20 protein-coding genes and 1 pseudogene are annotated in these 22,316 nt (G+C 54.4%); 13 read left to right on the forward strand and 8 right to left on the reverse strand.

The window, feature by feature from the left end:
- Window positions 1–57: 57 nt before the first annotated feature.
- Complete coding sequence (ftnA, locus tag LJN55_RS03590; RefSeq protein ID WP_133843710.1) at window positions 58–567, reverse strand: non-heme ferritin; 510 nt, start codon at window positions 565–567, stop codon at window positions 58–60.
- Window positions 568–962: 395 nt separating this feature from the next.
- Window positions 963–1,940, reverse strand: coding sequence for a sugar-binding transcriptional regulator (locus LJN55_RS03595; RefSeq protein ID WP_227535700.1), 978 nt, complete (start codon window positions 1,938–1,940; stop codon window positions 963–965).
- A gap of 198 nt (window positions 1,941–2,138) precedes the next feature.
- Between LJN55_RS03595 and LJN55_RS03600 the strand changes: the two genes are divergently transcribed.
- From LJN55_RS03600 to LJN55_RS03625, 6 genes and pseudogenes are all read left to right on the forward strand, one after another.
- The gene (locus tag LJN55_RS03600) at window positions 2,139–3,068 is read left to right on the forward strand and encodes a tagatose-bisphosphate aldolase (protein ID WP_159337375.1); all 930 of its coding nucleotides are present in this window, start codon (window positions 2,139–2,141) and stop codon (window positions 3,066–3,068) included.
- On the forward strand, window positions 3,061–3,642 hold the full coding sequence (locus LJN55_RS03605; RefSeq protein ID WP_227535701.1) for an AAA family ATPase: 582 nt from the start codon (window positions 3,061–3,063) through the stop codon (window positions 3,640–3,642). The genes LJN55_RS03600 and LJN55_RS03605 overlap by 8 nt, the downstream gene beginning before the upstream one ends.
- Window positions 3,643–3,874: 232 nt before the next feature.
- A complete protein-coding gene (locus LJN55_RS03610) occupies window positions 3,875–4,318 on the forward strand; it encodes a PTS sugar transporter subunit IIA (protein WP_133843704.1) in 444 nt (147 codons plus the stop codon).
- Window positions 4,319–4,401: 83 nt separating this feature from the next.
- On the forward strand, window positions 4,402–4,701 hold the full coding sequence (locus LJN55_RS03615) for a PTS sugar transporter subunit IIB (RefSeq protein ID WP_133843702.1): 300 nt from the start codon (window positions 4,402–4,404) through the stop codon (window positions 4,699–4,701).
- A gap of 152 nt (window positions 4,702–4,853) precedes the next feature.
- Window positions 4,854–6,098 (forward strand): annotated as a pseudogene (locus LJN55_RS03620) (PTS sugar transporter subunit IIC); the annotation flags it as partial.
- A gap of 37 nt (window positions 6,099–6,135) precedes the next feature.
- The gene (locus LJN55_RS03625; protein WP_133843698.1) at window positions 6,136–6,438 is read left to right on the forward strand and encodes a hypothetical protein; all 303 of its coding nucleotides are present in this window, start codon (window positions 6,136–6,138) and stop codon (window positions 6,436–6,438) included.
- A gap of 137 nt (window positions 6,439–6,575) precedes the next feature.
- Here the strand turns inward: LJN55_RS03625 and LJN55_RS03630 are convergent, their stop codons facing one another.
- A complete protein-coding gene (locus tag LJN55_RS03630; protein WP_133843696.1) occupies window positions 6,576–8,762 on the reverse strand; it encodes a TonB-dependent siderophore receptor in 2,187 nt (728 codons plus the stop codon).
- 454 nt (window positions 8,763–9,216) lie between these two features.
- Between LJN55_RS03630 and LJN55_RS03635 the strand changes: the two genes are divergently transcribed.
- The 5 genes from LJN55_RS03635 to LJN55_RS03655 are packed head-to-tail and all read left to right on the forward strand — an operon-like array spanning window position 9,217 to window position 14,020.
- Window positions 9,217–10,062: an ABC transporter ATP-binding protein gene (locus LJN55_RS03635; RefSeq protein WP_227535702.1), complete on the forward strand. Its 846-nt coding sequence runs from the start codon at window positions 9,217–9,219 to the stop codon at window positions 10,060–10,062.
- Entirely contained in the window at window positions 10,059–11,084 is a 1,026-nt protein-coding gene (locus tag LJN55_RS03640) for a FecCD family ABC transporter permease (RefSeq protein WP_227535703.1), read from the forward strand. Before LJN55_RS03635 ends, LJN55_RS03640 begins: the two co-directional genes overlap by 4 nt.
- The gene (locus tag LJN55_RS03645) at window positions 11,081–12,133 is read left to right on the forward strand and encodes a FecCD family ABC transporter permease (RefSeq protein WP_167863882.1); all 1,053 of its coding nucleotides are present in this window, start codon (window positions 11,081–11,083) and stop codon (window positions 12,131–12,133) included. The genes LJN55_RS03640 and LJN55_RS03645 overlap by 4 nt, the downstream gene beginning before the upstream one ends.
- Before the next feature lie 40 nt (window positions 12,134–12,173).
- The gene (locus tag LJN55_RS03650; RefSeq protein ID WP_159337379.1) at window positions 12,174–13,130 is read left to right on the forward strand and encodes an ABC transporter substrate-binding protein; all 957 of its coding nucleotides are present in this window, start codon (window positions 12,174–12,176) and stop codon (window positions 13,128–13,130) included.
- Window positions 13,127–14,020 (forward strand): MurR/RpiR family transcriptional regulator, encoded by an 894-nt coding sequence (locus tag LJN55_RS03655; protein ID WP_133843687.1) that lies wholly within the window; start codon window positions 13,127–13,129, stop codon window positions 14,018–14,020. The genes LJN55_RS03650 and LJN55_RS03655 overlap by 4 nt, the downstream gene beginning before the upstream one ends.
- 319 nt (window positions 14,021–14,339) lie before the next feature.
- Here LJN55_RS03655 and LJN55_RS03660 read toward each other — a convergent pair whose 3' ends face one another.
- The 5 genes from LJN55_RS03660 to LJN55_RS03680 form a co-directional block, all read right to left on the reverse strand.
- Window positions 14,340–15,782, reverse strand: a complete 1,443-nt coding sequence (locus LJN55_RS03660; RefSeq protein ID WP_133843686.1) for a 6-phospho-beta-glucosidase — start codon at window positions 15,780–15,782, stop codon at window positions 14,340–14,342.
- Between the two features lie 92 nt (window positions 15,783–15,874).
- Window positions 15,875–17,302, reverse strand: coding sequence for a glycoside hydrolase family 1 protein (locus LJN55_RS03665; protein WP_227535704.1), 1,428 nt, complete (start codon window positions 17,300–17,302; stop codon window positions 15,875–15,877).
- A 300-nt stretch (window positions 17,303–17,602) separates the two neighbouring features.
- Window positions 17,603–17,926 carry a PTS lactose/cellobiose transporter subunit IIA gene (locus LJN55_RS03670; RefSeq protein WP_133843684.1) on the reverse strand — a complete coding sequence of 108 codons (324 nt, stop codon included), beginning with the start codon at window positions 17,924–17,926 and terminating at the stop codon, window positions 17,603–17,605.
- Between the two features lie 2 nt (window positions 17,927–17,928).
- Window positions 17,929–19,248, reverse strand: coding sequence for a PTS sugar transporter subunit IIC (locus LJN55_RS03675; protein WP_227535705.1), 1,320 nt, complete (start codon window positions 19,246–19,248; stop codon window positions 17,929–17,931).
- The gene (locus LJN55_RS03680) at window positions 19,245–19,568 is read right to left on the reverse strand and encodes a PTS sugar transporter subunit IIB (RefSeq protein ID WP_133843682.1); all 324 of its coding nucleotides are present in this window, start codon (window positions 19,566–19,568) and stop codon (window positions 19,245–19,247) included. The genes LJN55_RS03675 and LJN55_RS03680 overlap by 4 nt, the downstream gene beginning before the upstream one ends.
- A 336-nt stretch (window positions 19,569–19,904) precedes the next feature.
- On the opposite strand from LJN55_RS03680, the gene LJN55_RS03685 reads away from it, so the two are divergent.
- Complete coding sequence (locus LJN55_RS03685) at window positions 19,905–20,930, forward strand: LacI family DNA-binding transcriptional regulator (protein ID WP_159337380.1); 1,026 nt, start codon at window positions 19,905–19,907, stop codon at window positions 20,928–20,930.
- A gap of 237 nt (window positions 20,931–21,167) precedes the next feature.
- Window positions 21,168–22,295, forward strand: a complete 1,128-nt coding sequence (gene wzz(fepE) / locus LJN55_RS03690) for an LPS O-antigen length regulator Wzz(fepE) (protein ID WP_167863878.1) — start codon at window positions 21,168–21,170, stop codon at window positions 22,293–22,295.
- Window positions 22,296–22,316 lie beyond the last annotated feature (21 nt).

Genomic DNA, 22,316 nt, shown 5'->3' on the forward strand with positions numbered 1-22,316 from the left:
AGAGCAAGAAAAGGAAAAAAACGTCGTCCCTGAAAAAGGGGCGACGTTTGTCAGCGATTACGCCTGGTGTGCACCAGGTTCGCTCAGTTTCTGCAAATCTTTATCCACGAAGAACAGGGCCTGACCGCTGTTACCCACCAGTGCCAGTTTATCCAGTACAGATTTGAACAGCTTCTCTTCTTCGTGCTGCTCAGACACATACCACTGCAGGAAGTTAAAGGTGGAGTAGTCCTGGGTGGTCATGGCTGCGTGCGCCAGTTCGTTGATTTTAGCGGTGATCAGCTGCTCGTGCTGATAAGCCTGCTCCAGCACTTCGTGCAGGGAGTTGAAGGTGACCGGTGGGGCTTCAATGGTGCCCAGTACCGGCATCGCGCCCGTATCGCTCAGGTAGTTGAACAGACGCTGCATGTGCTGCATCTCTTCCGTAGAGTGCTCACGCATAAACGCAGCCGCACCCTCGAAGCCTTTGTCGTTGCACCATGCGCTCATCTGCAGGTACAGGTTGGCAGAATAGAATTCCAGATTCAGTTGATCGTTCAACTGAGCGGTCATTTCATTAGTCAGCATGGTGACTCCTTTAACATTATATTTTGCGATTTATTACTCTCAATAATTCATGTTACAGGGACAGAGTGAATGTTTCTGTAACGTGAAGTATAACGAGTAAAACAGGTGATTTCTGCGCATTATGCACGCAGATTGATAAAATAAAAACCGTTTTATATAGCATAGGCTAATTTTATTGTTGTCGCCTAAGAGTATGATTGGTAAGTGATAATCATTCCATGATGAATATAAACAGTTCTGCTTTTTAAATGATTATGATAACTATTCCTATTAAAATATAAATTGGATCAATATTACGGAATGAGAATTAATCCGTAATAGGTTATTTCTTATAAGGTGTTATTTTTACAGAGAATGAACTGCCTTTATCCGCCAGGGATAAAGGCAGTTATGGTTTACTGCGGCTCGGTGACCAGACGGTCGAGGATGGCCTGAGCTGTTTTAATATCGGTCACCAGTGCGTTGATCATGCCGGAACGTACGGCACCAATAATCCCGGCGGCTTTCTCTGCCGTGGCCGCCACCCCGATGCATAACGGGGTCTGACGAAGCTGGTCTGGTGATGCTGCAATCATCCGCTGTTCGCCCTCCCAGTGCAGCACTTCCCCCTGTTCGGTCACGTAGTGGCGCAGAACATCGCCCGCTGCATGGCTGAGCGCCTGCTCATCAGGGGTGGCCGTGCTGGTTTCGCTGGGGTGGGGCGCATGATGCGTCAGGCCGACGCCCACGATGGCCACGTCCAGCTTATCCCATAGCGAGGTAATTTGTTGCACGCCCGGATCGCAGAGAAATGCATCACGCAGCACCGGCGACGAGATATAGGGCGCGTGCAGGAAATGCGGCGTTCCCTCCATCTGTTCTGCGGCCTGGCGCACAAATTCGTTAATCTGAAAATGCGCTGCCGCCTGCTGCATACCGCCGTTGAGCGCCACCGTCATCACCCCCGGCAGGCGCGGCAGGCCGGATAGCGTCACTTCACGTACCGCCCGTCCCCAGCCAATGCCCACGACCGAACCACTGACCAGGTCGGCCTGCTGAAGCAGCGAGGCCAGCGGCGCATTCAGGGCACTGAGGATATTGGCAGGTGGGGACTCCACCACGGCAGCGGTTTTTAACCCCAGCCGTGCAATCAGATCCGCCGTGATCTCCTCAGGGGACGTCAGCTCAATCACCTCTATTCGCACAATCCCCGCCGCGCGCGCTTTGGTCAGCAGACGCGAGATCGTGGCGGTGGACACGCCCAGTTTTTTAGCGATATCGACCTGCGACATATCGGACTGATAGTGCAGCTTCGCCACCATATGCATCATTGCCCGCGTGGTGGCGGGATCTTGTAAAAGTGGCTCTTTCAGGGTTGTAATTCCTTTCTGCAATGTATTACACTCAGTTCATCGGTTGGAGAATTATTGCTCAACACCAGCAAAATTGCAACGTGCACAGGTGGCTGAAACCCCTGACAGGACTGGAGATTCACCGGCAACAGCCCGGCGTCGTGCACACAGGCTAAAGGTAACTTTCGGGTCGTCTACGACGGCTTTTTTACCCTGTAATCTGTATAGGAGTTCACCCTAATGTCACACATGTCCACTTCTGAACTGCGCGGTTATCAGCAAATTTGCGGCAGCAACGGCGCGATGCTGGTGATTGCCTGCGACCAGCGCGGTGCGATGCGAACGCTGTTAAGTGCCGATCCCGACCAGCAAAAAGCCATTTCCGAGCAGCAGCTCGGCGGTATCAAGGCGGATATCACCCGCTATCTCGCCAGTCAGGCTTCCTGCGTGCTGGTGGATGCCGTCTGTGCTGTACCGGATCTGGTGGATCACGGGATCATCAATCGCGATACCGCTCTGCTGATTGGCCTGGATGCGTCGGGTTTTGATACCACCCCGGAAGGCTACCGCAATTCACGCCTTGTGGAGGGCATCAGCGCCCGCCGCGTGCGCGAGCTGGGCGCTAACGGCGGTAAAATTATGGTCTATTTACGCGCCGACCGCCCGGATGCGAATCAACATAACCTCGATATTCTGCGCCACTGCATCGAAGACTTTGCCCGCGAAGATCTGCTGCTGGTGGTGGAGTTTCTTACCTATCCCCTGCCGGAAGAGACGGACGACGCGTATAAAAGCCGTGTGCCGTCACTGATCTATGAAGGCACCAAACTGTCACTGGAGCTGGGTGCCAAAGTGCTGAAGATCCCATATCCTGGATCGGCTAAAGCTTGTGCCGATATCACCGAGCTTGCCGGGGATGTGCCCTGGGCCGTACTCTCGGCGGGAGTGGATCATACAACTTTCCTGACCCAGGTGGCGGATGCGATGAGCAACGGCGCTTCCGGTGTGATTGCCGGGCGTGCATTGTGGAAAGACTGCATCTCGCTGGACCGCCGTATCACCCGCGAAAAACTGGAAACGCTGGCCATCCCACGCCTGCGTGAAATCCAGGCGGTGATCGGCAAGTATTTCCATGCCCGTAGCACAGAGGAAAAAACCAGCCATGCCTGAGCAGCCCGTTTTGCAGCACTCTGCCCCCCGGAACCACGGTAAACGCCTGGTGATGGTGAACGGCGTACCCGCATCGGGAAAAAGCCATATCGCCACCCGTCTGTCGACGGCGACCGGTTGGCCACTGCTGACGCTGGATCAGATTAAAGAGCCGTTTATGCGTCAGATTGACGGTATTGACCGCCCGATGAACCGTAAGCTGGGCATTGCCGCTTATCAGGTGATCTGGTCGATTATTGCCGCTGCCCCGGCAGGTAACACCTTTATTGTTGATGCGTGGTTTGGCTTCCAGCCAAAAGCGGATCTGTCAGGGTTTATCAACGCGGCGGGCATTGATCGCATCGCTGAGATCTGGTGCCAGATCCCTGGTGAGATGGCAGCGCAGCGTTACAGCAGCAGGCTGGGTGCAAGATTGCCGGGACATCCGGGAGCGGAATACGTGGCAGAACTGCAACAACTGGCTGACCGCGCCGAACCGATGCAACTCGGGCCGGTATGGGTTGCCGATCAACGCAACGAGATCGACTTCAATGGGTTAATTCACTGGACGCAGGAGATCGTGAATCAGGCTTAGTTAATTTATTCGCCTCTGCCAAAAATAAACAGGATTAATCCTGAATATTAACGGTGTATTAAATAAAGAGTGTGACCACTGGTGTAATTAACCAGGGCGAAGCTATGGTTATTAATCTAATTAACTGATGTTTAATAATTTATTATTAAATAAGTCATGTTGATCACGTTTTTATCATTCTGCGGAAAGTATAGTGAATTAACTTACTGAATAATGAACAGGGCGACGATGTATGTTAACCGACTGGATTAATGACAGTAACCTGAAACTGTTAACGCATACGGATAACTGGCGTAAAGCCGTTGAGATTGCATTGCAACCGATGATCGATAATGGTGCAGTACAACCCCGATACCTTAATGCTATTTATGATATGCATGAACAGATTGGTCCCTATTATGTTCTGGGTGAAGGTATTGCGATGCCCCATGCCCGGCCAGAAGAAGGGGTGAATCATACGGCACTCTCCTTATTAATTATTTCTGAGGGTGTGAACTTTGGCAGTGAAGATAATGATCCGGTGTATGTGATATTTGCACTGGCCGCTATCGATAGCCACTCGCATATTGAAATGATCGCCAGCCTGTCGCAGCTTTTTTGCCAGGACGGCGTGGTAGAACAGTTAAGGCAGGCACGGGATAAATCAGCGGTACTGAACATTCTGCAGCAGTTCTGAACCGCCGTCAGGGCTGGGATGCCCGTCATCATACCCGCAGTCAGAGGTCGCGGACTTACAGACACTTAATTAAGGTATGCCTGATGAAAAAGTTATCTATTCTGGCCGTATGCGGTGCCGGGCTGGGCAGTAGTTTTGCCTGTGAAATGAGTATTGAAGCGGCACTGAAAGATCTGGGTGTGGATGCCGACTTATCTCACTGTGATATTTCCAGCGCGACCTCATCGCGTGCAGATATTATCATGACCGGTGAAAATTTTCGTTCGCAGTTCCAGCATTACACCATCAATTCCACCATTATTTATCTTAAACGTCTGGTGGATAAAAACGAAATAAAACTAAAACTAGAGCCGATCCTTAAAGAGAAAGGCTACCTTATTTAATTTGTGTTTTTTAAAATCCGATTAAATCCAAAATGGTTTACGTCGCCTTCGGCATCTTAAATCATAAATAATATCTACCCAAAATAATTCGAGCCAACACATCTGTAGCTTGAAGTATGAAGGGTATATGTGAAAGTAAACAGGGGAGTTCTATGTCTTTCCTTACCTTTATTGTCCATGATGTTCTGGGGCAGGCGTCTATCCTGATCTCATTAATTGCCATGATTGGCCTGATTGCTTTGAGAAAAAGCCCGGGCCAGGTGATCACCGGAACATTAAAAACGTTACTGGGTTTCTTAGTGCTGCTTTCCGGCGCCAGTATTATTGTTGCCACGTTAACCTTCCTCGGCGATATCTTCCAGAAAGGGTTTAATATGCGCGGTGTGGTGACCGATGTGGGTTCCATCGCCGGTATCGCCCAGCAAACCCTCGGGCGTGAAACAGCCCTGATTATGGTGGTCGCCTTTGTGGTGAATATCCTGATCGCCCGACTGACGCGCTACAAATATATCTTCCTCACCGGGCAGGCATCGCTGTGGATGGCGACCGTCTGCTCGGTGATTGGTTATATGGGCGGACTGCGTGGTGTGGAGCTGATCCTGCTTGGCGGCGGCATTGCCGGGGTGATGGCGGTATTGATGCCCGCGATTGCCCAGCCGATTGTGCGTAAGATCACCGGCGGTGATGATATTGCCCTCGGCCACTTCTGTACTATCGGCTATATGGTGCAGGCGGGTGTGGCAAAAGTGACCGGCGATGTCAGCAAAAGCACTGAAGATGTGGAGCTGCCGCAGGCGCTGTCGTTCCTGCAAGATACCTATTTGTCGATGATGGTGGTGATGATCCCGATCTACCTGATCCCGGCGATTGCCGCAGGTCCGGAAGTGGTGGCCGCCTCCTCTAATGGTGTGAACTACCTGGTTTATGCCTTCCTGCAATCTATCCAGTTTGTTGTCGGTGTGTATGTGCTGCTGGCGGGTGTGCGCCTGCTGCTGGCGGAAATTGTCCCGGCGTTTCGCGGTATTGCGCTGCGCATCGTGCCGGATGCGGTTCCGGCACTCGACTGCCCGGTGCTGTTCCCCTATGCGCCTAACGCGGTGATCATCGGTTTTATCTCGACCACCATTGGTGCGGTGATCGGGATGTTCCTGTTCCCGTGGGTTGGGCTGGCGATGATCCTGCCGGGAATGCTGACCAACTTCTTTGCCGGGGGCACCGCCGGGATCTTTGCTAACGCCGTGGGTGGACGGCGCGGTGCGGTGATTGGTGGCGTGTTCCACGGGCTGTTTATCACGCTGCTGCCCGCGCTGTTACTGCCGCTGCTCGGCCAGTATGGCTTCCAGAATGTGACCTTTAGCGACTCGGATGTGATCGGCGTCGGACTGGTATTCGGCCATATCCTTAACTTCTTCCATTAATGAATCAGGAGGTTTTATGGACGCAATTGAGAAGATCTTACAGCAGGAACTGCCGGCGAAAGCCTGTGCTGACGCGCTGAATGAGCTGGGTAAGCAGTTTATGGCGCAGCAGGACAGCGACAGTGCCATCCAGTGCTGGGAGCAGAGCATGGCCCGCTACGGGAAACCGGGTTTTGCCCAGGCCCAACTGATGAAGGCCTGGAATGCGAAGCGTCGCGCCTGTTCACTGGCGGGTGACGGCAAGGGCGTGGAGCTTTACTCAGAGAAAATCGACGGGTTGATGCAGCAGAGTAAGGATGCGATCCGCTACGGTTTTTGAACACGGACCATAAAAGGACCGGGCATGCCCGGTCGCTACGGTTGTGGTGCGGTTTTGCCGCGCGGGGCATTGTGGTCCCGATTTTCGTAGGGGTCAGGCATGCCTGACCCGTATTTCAACTGACCCAAATTTGACTATCAGAAATCCATCTTCACGGTGAACTGCACTTCACGCGGATCGCCAATCTGGTTGGACAGATTGTTGGTGGCGATCGACGAGGTATAGTACGTCTTATCGAACAGATTCTTCACGTTTACCTGCAAGGTCACCGGGTTCTGCGTTTTGATCTTATAAGATGCGAATGCATCCGCTACCGCGTAGCCCTGTAACGAGTAATCCTCGCCATTGTCACCGGAACGACGGCTCACCGCATGACCGCCGCCGCCAACGGTCAGCGTATTGCCGCCAATCACGTTGTGGAAGTCATAGGTCAGGAACAGTGAACCGGTGTGACGCGGCACGTTAGGCAACATCTTGCCCTGATAATCCGGGTCTTCCATCACCTTGGCATCGGTATAACCGTAGCTGGCAATGACGTTGACGTTCTGCGTCAGCGCACCCGCCACATCCACTTCTACCCCACGCGAACGTACTTTCCCGGCGGTTTTCGCCACGCTCTCACCGTTAACCGTATCGGTATACAGCACGTGGCTCTTATCGATATTGAACATTGTCACGTTAGCGGTCACACCGCTGAACAGGTCAAACTTGGCACCCACTTCATAGGCGGTCGCGGTTTCCGGCGGCAGCTCACCGATGTAGCTGGCAATCGAATACTGCGGCATAAACGAACGCGAAACGTTACCGAAGAACGAGATATTCGGTGTGGCTTTATACACCAGACCAAATTTCGGCACCCACGCGCTGTCGCGGCTATCAGTATTGACGTTGAACGGGCGGCCTTTACCGGCATATTCGGTAAAGGTGGTGTAGCGCATGGCGCTGACCGCAATCCACTTATCGGTCAGGTAGAGCGAGTCCTGCACGTAGCCGGAGTAACTGACCTGCTGGATGCGCTGGTCGCTGTCGGCGGCCGATACCGTGGTGCATTTCCCGGTAGTGCCGTAGGACGGGGTGTAAATATTGAAATCTTTCACGTTCTTACAGCGGATCATATCGGTGCGCAGCAGATCGTAGTTCTCATACGACAGCCCGGTCAGGATCTCATTATAGAAACCGCCGATGACCACGTCGCCCTGGAGATCGAAACGTGCGGAGTGCTGGCGCTGGGTCGATCCCTGGGTGGCATCGACACGACGCGTCAGGTTGCCGGTGGCGGAATCATAGGCCATCACGCGCGCCTGATTATCGCTGTATTTGTCCTGGCTGAAGCTGTAATCGAACTTAGCCGTCCACTGATTATTGATGCGGTACTCGGTATTCAACTGGGCCAGATCCGACTCACCGTCGGTAATGTTATAGGCTTCATCGAAACGGGTTTCGCGATTCACATCCACCGCATGGCCGGTATCCAAATCGAAAATGGTGCCGCGGTCGAACGGGGTGCTGTAGTTACGGTGTGAGTAAGCAACGGTCACTGTGGCATCATCGCCAAACCAGGTCAGAGACGGGGCAATAAAGCTGCTGCGTTCTTTGCCGAAATTACGCCAGTAATCTTCATGCTGATAAGAACCGATCAGGCGGTAAGCAAGATTGGTGCCTTCAATCGGGCCGGTAACGTCCACGCTGCCGGTGCCGCCGCCAAAGCTGGTGGAGGTGGCCTGAATCGAGCCACCGAAGGTTTTTTCCGGGCGTTTAGTTATCACATTGATCAGGCCGCCGGGATCGAGAATACCGTACAGCGTTGATGCCGGGCCTTTCAGCACTTCAACGCGATCGGTCGCAGCGTTAAAGCTGCGCGGCAGCACGGTTTTCAGGCCGTTGGTCATCACCGAACCATCACGGTTGCTACCAAAACCACGGCGTACAAACGCGTCCTGAGTGCCGCCGAGGGTGTTGGTCTGAACCACGTTACTGACGTTGTTCAGCACTTCATCCAGCGTGGTAGCGTGCTGATCCTCAATCACCCGGTCGCTGACGGTGTTCACCACCTGCGGAATATCCAGCAGCGGGGTATTGGTCAGCGTGGCGGTGGAAGAGTTCAGCGGCTGATAGCCGGAGGTCATTGGCTGGTCGGCATCGGATACTTTCGCTTCGACCGTCAGCGTGCCGCTATCATTGCTGCTGTCGGCATCGCTTTTGTTCACGTTGCTGGCTGGCGTGACTGCTGCCATCGCTACCGGCGTTGTCAGCACCCCGATAAAGAGCATTGAAAACAGTACGCGCCCTTTTTTCCCCAGAAAAGAAGGTGATAATTCAGTCATTTATTGTATTTTCCGCAAGCTTTCTCATTCCCTGTTGAATGAGAAAAGGTGTGTTGTCTTCATTGCCCGATGGGTTGCGTTACGCGCAGTCCTATCCGTTAAACCCGGTGTTCATGGCTCGGATATGTAATTGAGAATCATTCAAACACGCCGTTATGTAGTAGTAAATGTAAAAAACATCAAAAAAACAGACAGGCTGATTACCGCTGAATTATCACATTCGCATTGCGGGTGTTATTTTTTAATCTTTTGATAAATAGGTTAAATAATTTCATATCCAGCATCTTTTTATGGCTTTTATAACCGGGTATCGCTCTGTCAGTAAGCTGTCTATTATTTCTTGACTACTACAGGCATTCTACGCATGATCGAGAAAACGAATGAGATTTATTTTTATTTAAGGCGTACGCGCGCGCTGGCCGGTTGCCACGCCGTTGCGGTGCAGGAGCGGTAGATGCCACAGCGGGTGGAAAAGACAGCAGGCGCACTCCCGGCGTCCGCAGAACAGGGTATTGTCCTCGACAAACTCTCTGCCGGTTATGGCAAAAAAATCATTGTTGACGGTGTCAGCCTGACCATCGAACACGGCAAAATGACCGTACTGGTCGGCGCGAACGGTTCCGGTAAATCCACATTGCTGACCACCATTGCCCGTATGCTGGCGCCTCTCGACGGCTGCGTGCGGCTCGACGGTAAAATCATCCACGATCAGCCCACCAAAGCGGTGGCACGCCAGCTGGGCATGTTGCCGCAATCGCCGCTGTTGCCGGATGGATTAACCGTATTTGAACTGGTGTCACGCGGGCGCTATCCCTGGCAAAACTTTATGCGTCAGTGGTCAACGGAAGATGAAGAAGCGGTGCACGATGCTCTGCGGATGACCGGCACGCTGGAGTTTGCCCATCTGCCTGTCGACAGTCTGTCCGGCGGCCAGCGCCAGCGCTGCTGGATTGCGATGGCGCTGGCACAGCAAACCGCCACTATCCTGCTGGACGAACCCACCACGTTCCTCGATTTGCGTTATCAGGTCGATATTCTCGAACTGCTGCATGATTTGACGCGACTGCATGGCCGTACCGTTGTCGTCGTGCTGCACGACCTGAACTTTGCCGTGAACTATGCCGATACCGTGGTATTTCTGCGACAGGGGCGCCTGGAAGGTGTGATCCGCCAAGGAGAGCACTGTACACCCGCGTTGATCAAAGCGGTGTTTGATGTCGACGTTCAGATGTCGGTAAACCCGCTGACCGGAAAACCCTTCTTTATGCCGTTCCGGGCGCCCGGTGACCGCACCGGATGAGTGATTTTGCTGCGGTGGTACGCCGTCGTCGCGCCCGTTCGGGCGTGGCACTGATCATCCTGCTGGTGGCCCTGCTGGGCTGCGCGCTGATCCACCTCAGTCTGGGGGCGCGTTATATCGGCCCCGGTACGGTATTACAGGCGCTGCTGGAATTTAACCCACGTAACTTTGACCATAAGGTGATCGTGGATCTGCGGTTGCTGCGACTGGTTGCTGCACTGATGACTGGTGCGGTGCTGGGCGTGGCCGGAATGCTGCTCCAGGCGGTGATCCGCAACCCGCTGGGCGAACCCCATATCCTCGGGCTGAATGCCGGGGCGGCACTGGCAGTCGTCATTGCGTCCGCGCTGGGCAGTCAGTGGGGCGGGCTGCTGTTGGGTCGCCCGCTGATTGCGGCTGGGGGCGCTGCCGCGTTGTTTGCGCTGGTGATGCTGCTGGCATCCGCCGGGCGTACCGGTCTGACGCCGCTGAAGGTGACCCTCTGTGGCGTGGCGGTCTCCTCTTTTGCCTCGTCAGTCACGGCGGCTATCCTGATCCTCGATGAACAAACGCTGATGGAAATACGCACCTGGCTGGCGGGCGATCTTGCCGGGCTAAGCTGGGCGGTGACGCGCGCTGCTGCGCTGCCGGGTGCGGTAGGGATGGTTCTGGCACTGTGGATTGCCCCGCGTCTGAATGTGCTGGCACTGGGCGATGTGATTGCCAGCGGGCTGGGGGTGAATATTGCCCGTACCCGGCTGCTGGGGCTGATCGCCACCGCCCTGCTGTGCGGTGCGGCGGTGTCGGTGGCAGGACCCATTGGCTTTATTGGTCTGGTGGTGCCGCATATCGTGCGGCGACTGATCACCGATGATATTCGCCTGGCAATCCCGCTGTCGGCCTTGTGCGGCGCACTGTTGTTGCTGCTGGCGGATATTGCCGCCCGCACGCTGATTGCCCCTCAGGAACTGGCGACGGGCGTGATGACGGCGCTGGTCGGTGCGCCGGTATTTATCTTTATCGCGTCGAGATTTTTTAAATGAAAATGTCGCTTCAACGGGTGGGCTATCGGCGCTGGCAGTGGGGTGCCTTTAGCCTGCTGCTGCGCCCGCGTGCACTGGCCTGCGCTGCGCTGTTGGCGTTGCTGGCGCTGGCGCTGGTGATTTTTGGCGTTACCCAGGGGTCGCTGCCCGTCCCGGCATCGGCCATTGGCCGGGCACTGTTCTACCCGCAACCGTTGCCGTCACAGCAGGACTACATTGTCTGGGATATTCGTCTGCCGCGCCTGCTGATGGCCGCCCTGAGTGGAGCGATGCTGGGGATGGCGGGCGCTGCGATGCAATCAATTACCCGTAACGGGCTGGCCGATCCGGGGTTGATCGGGGTGAAAGAAGGCACCAGCGCGGTGGTGTTGACGCTGATCCTGTTGTTCCCATCGCTCGGTCTGCTGTGGCGGCCGCTGGCGGGGATGGCGGGCGGGCTGCTGGTGGCATTGCTGGTGGTGGCACTGGCGCGGGATTTCTCGCGTCCCCGCTTTATTCTGATCGGCATCGGCGTTTCCTGGGCATTCTCGGCTGGGATAGGGGTATTTATGACCACCGCCGACGTGCGCGATGTGCAGACGGCGCTGGTGTGGATGGCGGGCAGCCTGCATGCCGCGACCTGGTCACTGCTGGCCGTTGCCGCCTGCTGGGCGCTGCCGGGCGCGCTGATCCTGTTTCTTACTGCCCGTGCCTCTGATGTGGCGCTGCTCGGTAATCAGGCGGCCAGCGGTCTGGGCGTGCGGCTACAGCATCTGGCGTTGATCCGCTTTGCCGCGCCAGTCCTGCTGACGGCGGCCAGCGTCTCGTGCGTGGGCAGCCTGGGGTTTGTCGGGCTGATCGCCCCGCATATGGCGCGTTTTCTGCTGCGCGGCGGGCAGGTTGCGCTGCTCAGCGGCAGCGCGCTGATTGGGGCGTTGCTGGTGCTGGTCACGGACACCATCGGGCGGCTGGCCTTTGCCCCGTTGCAAATTCCGGCGGGCATTGTGATTGCCCTGGTGGGCGGGCCGTTTTTCCTGCTGTTGCTCTGGCGCCGTCGTGATGCGCTGTAATCCGGACGAGGCGTGCCTCGCCCCTACTAAAGGAACTGCTATGCGTTTTCTCTTTTCTCTGCTGCTGCTAATCGGGGCTACCGCTGCTGCTGCGGTGCCCACGCAGTCGTTTACCGACGATCTGGGTCGCACGGTGGTCGTGCCGCTGCATCCGAAACGTATCGTCTCGCTACATGATCTGGATATCACCATTCCCCTGATTGAACTGGGTGTACCGCCTGTGGCCAGCCACGGACGCACGCGCCCGGACGGCAGCCATTTTTTGCGTTCAAGCGGTCTGCTCACCGGGGTGGATTTCGATAACTCGTCCATTCAGTTTATTGGCACTGCCGATATGGATATTGAAGCGATTGCTGCGGCCAAACCGGATCTGATCATCACCGAGCCTGCCCGCAATGTGGCGGTTGAACAGCTGGAGAAAATTGCCCCGACGGTCAGTATTGACCACCTTAAAGGGGGCGCTCCGCGTATCTACAGCAAGCTGGCGCAACTGACGGGCAGCCAGGCACAGCTCGCGATTCTGGAACGCCGCTACCAGGAGCAGATCAAACAGCTTAAACACGTGGTGGATACGCAGCACATTACCGTATCGGTATTACAGGCCAACAATGGCAAGCTAACCGTGCATCACAGCTACCATTCGCTTGGGCGGGTGCTTCGCGATGCCGGTTTTCGTTTTCCTCCGTTGGTGGACGCGATCCCTGAGGGAGGAAGAGTCGATGTCAGCGCAGAAAGACTTCCTGAATTGGATGCAGATTATATTTTTGATACCTGGCGGGCTGATACCGGAGGTAAACCTGCTGATGAGATCGCCGATATGAATCGGGTCATGCCGGGATTCTGTGATTTCTTACGCGCCTGTCGCGAAGGGCATTACATTTTATTGTCACGCGACGAAGTGATCTCGAACTCTTATGCCTCACTGGGGCTGCTGGTGGCACAGGTGCAATCGCATCTTTCCGGGCGCACGCTGCCGGAAAAAGCGGGGCAGCCATGAGTTTGTCTACCGGGCGCAGGCGTGTGGATCTGTACGGCGAGCGTTTTCGCGCACGTGCGCATCAACTCTCCCCACGGTTATATGCGGTGGCCAGCTATATCAACGAGCACCGTCATGTGGTGCTGGAGAATACGGCGATGGAGATCGCCGCTGCGACGCAGAGTTCAGATGCGACGGTAATCCGGGCCATGCAGGCGCTGGGTTTCGCCGGGTTACGTGATTTAAAGCTGACTATCGAGCGTTTCCTGGGGCCAGGGATCAACTCAGCGGAGAAGATGAATACCACGGTCAGCGCGCTGTCCTGCGATATTAATGCCAGCATTGATTTTGTGGTGGAAGGGCATCAGCGTGCTTGTGAAGCGCTAAGTGAACCGCAGAATCGTCGGGCGATGGCACAAGCCGTCGCTCTGCTGGCCGAGGCGCGACAGGTGGCGATTTTTGGGATTGGGGCTTCCGGAATTCTGGCTGACTACACGGCGCGATTATTAACGCGTATCGGTACGCCTGCGTATGCGCTGAATCGCACCGGAATTTTGCTGGCGGAACAGTTGTTAGATCTCCAACGCGGCGATGTACTGATCATGATGGGGCAGAAATCGGCGCATCGCGAAGGGCTCACCACGCTGGCCGAAGCGCGACGGCTGGGGATCCCTGCCATCTTACTGACCAATGCGCCCGACTCCCGTTTTAGCCGGGAAGCGCATACGGTGATCACCGTGCCGCGCGGTGGGGAAAACGGCAAAGTCCCTCTGCACGGTTCCGTCCTGCTATGCCTGGAAATGCTGGTCATGTCGCTGGCGTCTACTGCCCCGCAGAAAACCATGAAGTCGATGAAGCGCATTCAGGATCTGCATCGGTCGATTGGTAAATCGGGGGGGAAGAAGGGCTGATTTATCGCTGATAAACCGTCATTCGGCCTATCAGGGCTATCCGAAACGCGGACACGCCGTAAACCCATCCCTGGGGGCTCGTGTTCGCGCATCCCTGCGCTCAACGGTCCGCTAACCCGGATAGCCCCGATTGCCATTTAGCACGGTGTTGCTGTGACTTTTTTCAACAGCGACGATGTTGTCAGACAGGGACCACAAAGGGACAGGTTAGCCGGGCCTCCGCCGCATGGATGCGGCGGCTGGAGCCTCCAGGGATGGATTTACGGCGTCCCGGCGTTCTGCCCTTTGTGGTCCTGTTACACCACATCACCGCAACACGTTACAGATCCGCACCGTTGCTGGCGATCACCTGCTTATACCAGTCGAAGCTTTTCTTCTTCGAACGCGCCATAGTGCCGGTACCGTCATCGTTTTTATCCACATGGATAAAGCCATAACGTTTGTTGTACTGGCCGGTGGTGAATGACACGCAGTCGAGGCAGCCCCACGGGGTGTAACCCATCAGATCAACGCCATCTTCCAGTACCGCAATTTTCATTTGCTCAATATGTGCCTGCAAATAAGCAATACGGTAGTCATCGTTGATCTGACCATCGGCTTCAACGGTATCGTAGGCACCAAAGCCGTTCTCAACGATAAACATCGGCTTCTGATAGCGTTCCCAGAAGGCGTTCAGCGTGTAGCGCAGGCCGACCGGGTCAATCTGCCAGCCCCAATCGGAGGCTTTTACATGCGGGTTCGGACGGCTGCCCGGGAAACCTTCAATATGACGACCGTCGTCGCTGTCTTTCGCAGAGAACTGCACCGCATTACTCATGTAGTAACTGAAGCCCAGATAGTCAGCACAGCCATCACGCAGCGCCTGCTCATCGCCCGGCTGCATCTCAATCTGGTAACCCTTACGCTCCCACTCTTTCAGAATGTACGATGGGTAGTAACCGCGCAGGTGCACATCACCGAACAGATAGCGCTCACGCATCGATTCCTGCGCGAACATCACATCATCCGGGTGGCATGACCACGGGTAGAGCGGCACAATCGCCAGCATGCAGCCGATCTGCAAGTTCGGGTTGATCTCGTGACCCAGTTTTACCACCTGCGCACTGGCAACAAACTGGTGATGCAGAACCTGATACATCGCCTGCTCGGGTTTTTCGTGGTCGTTAAAAATCACCCCGGAGTTACAGTAACCGAACAGCGGATAACGCCAGTTACGCTGGTTATTGATCTCATTAAAGGTCATCCAGTATTTCACTTTGTGCTGATAGCGCTTCAGTACCACTTCGCTGTAACGCACAAAGAAATCCACCACTTTACGGTTCAGCCAGCCGCCGTACTCTTTCACCAGATGCTCAGGCATCTCGAAGTGGGAGAGGGTGATCACCGGTTCAATATTGTATTTCAGCAGTTCATCAAACAGGTCGTCGTAGAACTGTAAGCCCGCTTCGTTTGGCTCCAGCTCGTCGCCTTTCGGGAAAATGCGCGTCCAGGCAATCGAGGTACGGAAACACTTAAAGCCCATCTCGGCAAACAGCGCGATATCTTCTTTGTAGCGATGGTAGAAATCCACCGCCAGGTGATTCGGGTAGTGATGCGCCGGGTCAATGCCATCGGTGATCACGCGGTCCACGCCGTGCGCGCCGCCGGATAAGACATCGACAATACTTGGACCTTTACCGCCCTGGTCCCAACCGCCTTCAACCTGGTGTGCCGCAACCGCGCCGCCCCATAAAAAATCTTTTGGTAATTGCTGCTCTGACATAATCCATCCTTTCTGGTGAGATTAACAACGTCTTAATGATGCGGGCGAGGCGTGCCTCGCCCCTACAAATCCCCAACGATTGATGCCGGGATTTAATACTCGATATCTTTATTTAAATTCGCCCCGTTGGTCTGGATCACGCGCTGATACCAGCTAAAGCTTTTCTTACGGTAGCGTGCCAGATCCTTCAGGTCGTGCTCATCACGGTTAACGTAGATAAAGCCGTAACGCTTGCTGATCCCCTGATGCGTACTGACCAGATCGATCGCTGACCACGGGCAGTAACCGAAGAGGTCGACGCCATCGCTGATCGCTAACTGGAGTTGCTCAAGATGGTCACTGAGATAAGCAATACGGTAGTCGTCATACACTTTATTCCCGGCGGCCAGCTCGTCAAAGGCACCGAGACCATTCTCAGTGACAATCAGCGGCAGGTGGTAACGATCGTAGATCTCGCGGGCAGTGATGCGGAAGCCAACCGGGTCAACATACCAGTTAAACTGATTTTTCTTCAGATGCGGGTTATTGGTGCCAACGTAAACGCTTTTATCGATACCGGCCATCTGCTGGTCAACTTTCTGGTTGCCTTCCCCTTCATCGCTCAACTCGGCGGCAACGGTCGCGGAGGCATAATAGTTGAAGGCGATAAAGTCAGGTTTCGCCTGCTTCAGCAACGCCATCTCGGCATCGGTAATCGTTGGCAGCCAGCCTTTCTCCTGCATAAAGCGCCAGGCAATGGTGTTGTAACGGCCATAACAGGCGAGGTCGAGGTACAGCCAGTTGCGAATAGAGGTGAAGTTATTCGCCGCCAGCACGTCTTCGGGCTTGGAACTGGCCGGGTAGACGCAGGAGATATTCGGTGCCGGGCCGATTTTTGCCGCAGGCAACATCTCGTGGCAGGCGATCATCGCCCGCGCCTGCGCCAGCATCATATGGTGGTTCTGTTGATACAGGGTTTTGTGCGGGTCCGGTGTGCCGGCGGGCAGCGTACCAATGACATCCCCTTTGAGGATCATCATGTTCTGCTCGTTTATGGTCAGCCAGTATTTCACCCGATCGCCGTACAACTCAAAGCAGGTGCGGGCAAAGTGCTCAAACGCCGCGATGGTGGCGGAATCGGACCAGCCACCTTTCTCCTGTAACGCCCAGGGCAGATCGAAATGGTACAGCGTGACCAGCGGCTCAATCCCTTTGTCGGTGAGTGCGGTGATCAGCTTCTGATAGAACTCAACGCCTTTGGCATTGATCTCACCGGTTCCCTGCGGGAACAGGCGGCTCCAGGAAATAGAAAGACGGTAGGTTTTCAGGCCCAGTTCAGCGAACAGTGCCACATCTTCGGCAAAGCGGTGGTAGTGATCGCTGGTCACAGTGAAGTCTGTCAGGCGCGGATCGAAACGGGCTTTATCAATGACCGAGGGTCCTTTACCGTCCTGGTTCGACGCCCCCTCTACCTGATAGGCCGAGGTGGAAGCTCCCCATAAAAAACCGTCAGGGAAGGGCGATAGCTTGCGGTATTGCATCCTGTTCTCCTTGCGTTTTTGACGGGTCAGGCATGCCTGACCCCTACGAAATACGTGCAGGGCGAGGCATGCATGACCCCTGCGAAATACGTGCAGGGTGAGGCATGCATGACCCCTGCGAAATACGTGCAGGGCGAGGCATGCCTGACCCCTACGAAATACGTGCAGGGCGAGGCATGCCTGACTCCTGCGAAATACGTGCAGGGCGAGGCATGCCTGACCCCTACGAAATACGTGCAGGGCGAGGCATGCCTGACCCCTGCGAAATACGTGTAGGGGCGAGGCATGCCTCGCCCAAGATTATTTGGCCTGTTTCAACGCCTGCACTTCACGATGAAGGATGATGATCTCTTCCGCTAGCTCACGGCACAGCATGGCGTTCATCAGGTGATCCTGCGCATGGACCAGAATCAGGTTCACCGGCACCTTGCCGACCCCTTCATCAGCGCCAATCAGCGCCGTCTGGATCTTATGCGCGGCTCTGGCAGCGGCTGTCGCGGCCGTCAGCTGTGCGTCCGCTTCCTGCCAGTCATAAGTCCGTGCTGCACGCAGCGCCTGCATTGAGCAGGAGCGTGCTTCGCCGGCGTGAATGATGAGTTCCATTACGGTGGTTTCCATATCCATGATCAGTTCTCCACGGCTTTCAGTTCAGTATCCGACGGGGTTGGCTTCTCCTGCTTCAACAGCTCGCGCTCATACATTTTGAAGAAGGGATAGTAAATCAGGGTTGATACCACAATCAGCACGCCCACCAGAATCACGGCGCGGAAGTCCCAGCCCGTTGACCAGGCGGCACCAATCGGGCCGGGTGTGGTCCAGGGGGCCAGCGAAACCACGTGGTTCACCAGGTCAGTACGCGTGGCCACCCAGGCAATAATGGCATTGACCAGCGGTGCGGTAATAAACGGGATAAACAGCAGCGGGTTCATCACCACCGGGGAACCGAAGATAATCGGCTCATTGATATTGAACATACTCGGCACCAGACCCAGCTTGCCGATGGAGCGCAGGTGTGCCGAACGGCTCCGCAGATAGAGGAACACCAGGCCCATGGTGGAACCGGAACCGCCCACCACGATAAAGAACTGCCAGAATGGCTCAATAAAGATTTGCGTGATCGGCTGGCCTGCGTTTAATTCCTGCTGGTTAATGCCGAGGTTGGTCAGCCAGAAGGCCTGCAAAATCCCACCGACGATCACCGCACCGTGGATACCGGCAAACCACAACAGATGGCACAGCAGCACGGCAATCAGTACCGCTGGCAGTGAGTCAGACGCGGAGATAATGGGTTTGAAGATCGCCATAATCGCCTGCGGCAGCAGCATACCGAACTGATCCTGTACCAGCAGACTGAGGGGGAACAGTGTCAGGAAGATGGCAAGGATCGGGATAAGCAGATCGAACGACTGGCGAATTTTCGGCGGAACCTGCTCTGGCAGCTTAAAGCCGATATGGTGTTTTTGCAGGAAGTGCATCAGCTCAGTGGAGTAGAGGCTGACGATAATCGCCGTAAAGATCCCTTCTCCCCCCAGCGAACCCACAGGAAGTGCGCCATTGCCCTGCGGCGCGGCGACCAGCAGAAACGACATTAGCGACAGACAGGCGGCCATAAAACCGTTCATCTTATAGCTGATGGCGAGGTTATAGGCGATGGCGGCGGCGATATAGACCGCCATAATGCCCATCGTCATATTGTAGGGCATCATGATTTGCGCTGAATGACGCTCCACCATGCCCAGCCACCACTGAGCAAAAGCCCACTGGCTGTCGGCACCGAACGGTGGATGAGCGAACAACAGCATGAACGAACCCACAATCAGGAACGGCATCGACGAGATAAAGCCATCTTTGATCGCCACCACGTGGCGCTGGCTGGAGAGCCTGGCCGCGATCGGGCTGATGCGATTCTCGATCACGCCGAACAGGGACTCGCTGAAGCGACTCATTTGGCGGCCCCGCCGTTCTGGATCATCAAGAGGGCGTCTGCGAGGATTTTTTCGCCGTTCATCATGCCGTAATCCATGGTGTTGATCACGGCGATCGGCTTGTTGAGTTCATCGGCCAGCGGCTTGAAATCCACCAGCTTGTATTTGATTTGCGGGCCGAGCAGGCAGCAGTCGTAATCGGCGATCTGCTCAACAAACTCGTCCAGCCCAACCGCATTAATCTCCACGGCAATATTTTTTTCTTTAGCGGCTTTTTCCATACGCTGCACCACCATGCTGGTGGACATACCTGCGGCACAACAGAGTAAGATTTTATTCATGGTTGTTCTCCGGTCTAGGTTTCTTTAATAGATAGCTGAAACTGACCTGTTTCTGCAACCGGTTTCATATTCAATAATTTGTTCTGTGAGCGGGATCGCATCGGTCAGAGACAAAGCAGGTGAAACAGCAAAGTTGTGCGGGTAATGGATATATCGCTAATAACGTTGCAGGCAGGTTTAAACGGTTTTTTTCCGTAGAAAGAGGCAACTGACAGGTGAGATGAAAACGTCACTAACGGACACTAAAGTTAATAATTTCATTGTGTTATCATATGAGGTATGGGCGCACGATAAAACAGGTTATTATAACAAGCAGAACTTAGCTTTCAGGAAACCATGATGATTACCATGCTGGATGTCGCAAAAAAAGCCGGTGTTTCAAAAGCCACGGTTTCACGGGTGCTGGCAGGAAATAGTTACGTCAGTAAAACCACGCAGGATCGGGTATTTAAAGCGATTGAAGAAACTGGCTATCGGCCTAATTTGCTGGCACGTAATCTGGCGACCAATAAATCACAAAATATCGGGCTGGTGGTCACCAATACCTTATATAACGGTCCTTATTTTAGTGAGCTGTTATTCCAGGCGGCAACGTTAACCGAGCAGCATGGCCGCCAGCTGTTACTGGCCGACGGTAAGCATGATGCCCGTCAGGAGCGCCAGGCCATTGAGTTCCTGCTGGATCTGCGCTGCGATGCGATCATCATCTATCCCCGTTTCCTCAATACCGCCGAACTGGATGAGATTATTGAGCAAACCCGCAAGCCGATTATTGTGGTGAACCGCCAGCTGGAAAAACATCCTCAGCACTGCGTCTTTGCCGCCCATGAACAGAACACCCTGGACGCCGTTAATTATCTGGTTTCTCAGGGGCACCGTGATATTGCCTTTATTTCCGGCTCCGACGGTTCACCGACGGGTATCAGCCGCTTGAAAGGTTACCGTGAAGCGCTTCAGGCGCACCATATCGCCTTTAACCCGCAGCGGGTGGCACAGGGCAGCTGGTCGCTCCAGAGCGGCTATGAAGCCGGTCTGGAGCTGCTGGCGCGCGGCGCTGAGTTTACCGCGCTGGTTGCGAGTAACGATGATATGGCCATCGGTGCTGCCCGGGCGCTGTCTGCCGCGGGAAAACGCATTCCGCAGGATGTGTCTCTGCTGAGCTTCGATGATATTCCGATGGCATCGTTTTTTGTTCCACCGCTCACCACGGTTCATGTCCCCGTTGGAGAGATGATCCGGCATACGCTGGAAAAGTTGGTACTGATGCTCGATGGGCAGCCCGGTGAGCCGTTACCGGCATTTAACGGCCAGCTTATCGTGCGTGAATCAGTGGTGGCGGGGCCTTATCTGGGGCGAACCTGACGTTTCAGTTGTTGCAGAATGATTGGCCCGAAAAAAATCAGTAATTTTACTGATTTTTTTTGGCGCCCATTTGCGCTATTATTCAGAGCGATTTTATCTAAGCCAATATTGTTAAGAAAACATTGTTAAGTAACGATGATTTAATTATCGTTTTTATAAGTATTATCTTATCGCTAAATACTGCACTGGACTGTGTTGAGAATATTCCTACCTTACTGGCGCTACAGGAGTTATGCCATGAATCCCCCCAGAATAATAGACCCTGTGCGTTCTGCGCACGTCGGCGGATTGTCTCAACCGGATCATTCCGATGATGAAATAAATTTAATTGAACTACTGAGTATTCTGGTGAGAAGTAAATTCACCATTATGTTCTTTTGCGTTATTGCCATGTCAGGTGGCGTGGCGGTGAGCTACCTGTTGCCGCAGCGCTGGACCAGTTCAGCGGAGCTGATCATACCGCAAGCGACGCAGCTGCAAGGCATGGATAAGATGCTCGCCGCGCTGGAGGTGCTGGATATTCAGTCGGATATCTCGCCGGGTTCTTTGTTATCCGAATTTATGCGTAATTTTGACGCCTATAATCTGCGTGAAAAATATCTGGTCAGTACCGATTATTTTAAACAACTCTCTAAAAATAAAGCGAATACGCCGGAAATGCGTCATCGCTTAATCAATGCTATTCTGCAGGGGAATATTTCATCGCGCAGCTCTTTGCAGGATAAAGCCGCGAATCAGAAAGAATATCTTTACTACGATGTGACCTTTAGTGCTGAAAATCCGGTTGTCGCGCGTGACCTGCTGCAGGGCTATATTAACTATGTGACAACCGTGGTTGAAGATGATGTATATCATCGTCTTCGCTATCAGGTTGAAATGCGTAAAAGCCAGGCCATTGGGAAATATAATTTCGACAGCGCGCGCGCGGAAACGGCCTATCGTATCAATCTCGAACGCCTGCAATATGCCCTTGAAATCGCCAAGGCTGCCGGGTTGCAGAAACCGTCATGGAGCCATGGTTCATCCAATCAGGATGACCCGGATTTTCCGGTGACGCTGGGGGCAGATGGCCTCGATCGTAAGCTGAAAATCGTCGAGTCTCTTAAGACCCCGACCGTGCTGAATGCTGATTTGCAGAATCGTCATCTGTATATTGAAAAAATCAATGAGCTGAACATCGACAAGCTGATTTTCCAGCCATTTAAATATATGCGCGCTCCCATGGTGCCGCTTCAACGTGATGCACCAAAACGCTCGCTGATTGTCCTGTTATCTGCTCTGGCGGGCTTGATTGCGGGCTGTGGCTATGTGCTGTTAAATACAGCGATTAAGCAGCATCGTCTGACAACGGACAGGTTATCATAGCGCTTGAATGGTGTGTCCAAC

The organism is Erwinia rhapontici, from assembly GCF_020683125.1.
Lineage (GTDB): Bacteria > Pseudomonadota > Gammaproteobacteria > Enterobacterales > Enterobacteriaceae > Erwinia > Erwinia rhapontici.